The organism is Micromonospora sp. NPDC047753, assembly GCF_040642735.1.
Taxonomy (GTDB): Bacteria; Actinomycetota; Actinomycetes; order Mycobacteriales; family Micromonosporaceae; genus Micromonospora.
In genome coordinates this window covers 1-2,087 of record NZ_JBEYSL010000774.1, presented here as the reverse complement: position 1 = coordinate 2,087, position 2,087 = coordinate 1, and the positions used below count along the sequence as shown (strand labels likewise).

Annotated in this window: 3 protein-coding genes; all 3 read right to left on the bottom strand. The window is 67.7% G+C overall.

Going from position 1 to position 2,087, the window contains the following annotated elements:
* Positions 1-209: 209 nt before the first annotated feature.
* Entirely contained in the window at positions 210-656 is a 447-nt protein-coding gene (locus ABZ749_RS34380) for a hypothetical protein (protein ID WP_357235401.1), read from the bottom strand.
* Positions 657-675: 19 nt separating this feature from the next.
* Positions 676-1,812 carry a tyrosine-type recombinase/integrase gene (locus ABZ749_RS34375; RefSeq protein ID WP_357235398.1) on the bottom strand — a complete coding sequence of 379 codons (1,137 nt, stop codon included), beginning with the start codon at positions 1,810-1,812 and terminating at the stop codon, positions 676-678.
* Between the two features lie 13 nt (positions 1,813-1,825).
* Positions 1,826-2,087, bottom strand: a 262-nt coding sequence (locus ABZ749_RS34370; protein WP_357235396.1) for a helix-turn-helix domain-containing protein, incomplete at its 5' end; no start/stop codon positions are given.

Sequence of the window (2,087 nt, the reverse complement as noted above, 5' to 3'; positions counted from 1 at the left end):
CTCGCAGCTGCACGCCGGACTGGCTGACACTGTGCTGCGGCACCGCCGTGAACGCATCAACCGGCTGACGGTCGGCGCCGGTGCTCGCGACACGAACACGCGGCGCTGGCAGACGACCATCTTCGGCACCCAGCGCGGGTGCGGAACCTATTGAGCGTTATCGCGGATCGTCTTCCTGAGCCGACGCGGCCCGCAGCCGGACTGTGAATTTAGTGCCCCAAGAGATCGTCGGGCCACCAGTGTGGATCGAGGCTCTTACCGTGGCCTTGAGGGCATTGTCCATAGCCGGTGGTGGAGACGTTCCAATGGTGGTAGCAGTACGGGACGTCGCACTGGCCGCAGAATCCGGCGTCGTCGTAGAAGCCGGCGGAGGCTACGGCCGCGTACCGGTACGGCTGAGCGAAGGCGCCGGCAATCCGTTGCGCCTCTGCCAGGTCCACCGGCCGGCCAGATCCGTTGCCCGCCTCGATCCCGGAGAACAGCAGCCACCACTGCTGGTCGTCGTGATGCTGTCGGGCAGCGTTGTAGGCGTCGCGCTGCGCCCGTGACCAGCGCTGCCAGTCCGCCGGCCGGGTACCGGGGGCGATGAGTTCGATGTGTGCTGCCGGTCGCTCACACACCGCGCACGGTGGTTCTGCGACGAAGGCCTGGAGCATGACTCCTCCTCCCCTGCTGTTAGGCGACGGCGCGCAGTCGTCGGACGATGTCGACGCTACGGTCCGGCTGAGTGGTTTCCCACCGGCGTTGAAGGGCATCGACGACGTTGGTGATCATCGGTTCAGTGACGTGGCTGTAGATGCCGCGCACGCCGGCGAGGTGGTGGCCGAGGCGGCGGGCTTGGGTGATCTCGGGGATGCCGTCCTCGATGAGCCAAGTCTTGTGGGTGTGGCGTAAGTCGTGAAAGTGCATTCCGGGCAGGACCGGTGGAGTGCCCCGGTGGGGGTTGCCGGCGACGGCGGGGGTCCAGGCGCGGCGGTTGAAGTTGGAGCGTCGCTGGTGGTGACCGCGGGCGCCGGGAAACACGATGTCGTGGGGTTGTTCAGTTAGGTGGACGGCGAGAAGGTTGGTCAGGAAGCGGGGCAGCCGGATGTGTCGGACGGAGTCGTTGGTCTTGGGTGGGCCGAGGAACAGCTTGCCTTCGACCTCGTGTAGCGCGCCAACGTCGGGGTGTACGTGGATGCTGCCGTTGGTGAGGTCGAGGTTGTCGCGGGTGAGGCCGGTGAGTTCTCCCCATCGCATGCCGGTGTAGGCGGCGGTGAGGATGAGCAGTCCGTCGCTGGTGCGGGCTTGGCGGGCGACGATCGCGGCGACCTGCTCGGCGGTGGCATGCGGTCGCTCAGCGCGGATGCCCTTGGGGATGCGGACTCCCCGGCAGGGGTTGAAGGGGATGCGTCGGTCTTCGACGGCCTCTTGCAGGACCATCGACAGAACCATGATCACGTCGGCGACGGATCGGGGTGACAGGCGTTTACCCAAGGCGACGGCGAGGGTCTTGACGTGTTGGCGGCGGATGTCGACCAGCGGGAGCGGGCCGAGGGCGGGCAGGATGTGCAGCCGGAGATGACTGCGGTAGGCGGCCCAGGTGGCGGGGCCAGCTTGGTGGGTCGTTTCCCAGATCGGGACCCAGTCCGCGAGGGTGATTCGTCCGCCGCGGGGGTCGATAAAGGTGTCACGGGCGGTCTCGACGTCGATCTCTTTGGCGCGGATGACGGCATCGGCGCGGAGGTCGTGGGATGAGTCGGTAGTGACGGTGCCGTCGGGCATGCGCAGGCGTACGCGGAATCGGGTACCGCGTTTTTCCACCCAGGCCATGGGGTTGCTCCGATCAGTTCGGGTACGGGTTCGGTGTGGTGGTGATGGACGCGTGACTTCCCGGCGGTGGCAAGTCGCCGGTGCGATGCGGTGGCCGAGGGGTGCGTCGACGGGCGGCGGCGGGTTGTGATGCGGCCGCGATGATCGCGGTGAGGTCGTCGGCGGAGAAGCGCAGGTGCTTGCCGAGGAAGGTGCGCGGGATTTGGCGGCGGCCGGCGCGGCGGCGTAACCAGGACTCCGGGACGCGCAGCAGCACCGCGGCTTCTGCCGGTGTA

What these genes read in the sequence shown, in the direction of transcription:
- ABZ749_RS34380 (WP_357235401.1), bottom strand. Translation starts at nt 656, where the DNA reads ATGCTCCAGGCCTTCGTCGCAGAACCACCGTGCGCGGTGTGTGAGCGA.
- ABZ749_RS34375 (WP_357235398.1), bottom strand. Translation starts at nt 1,812, where the DNA reads ATGGCCTGGGTGGAAAAACGCGGTACCCGATTCCGCGTACGCCTGCGC.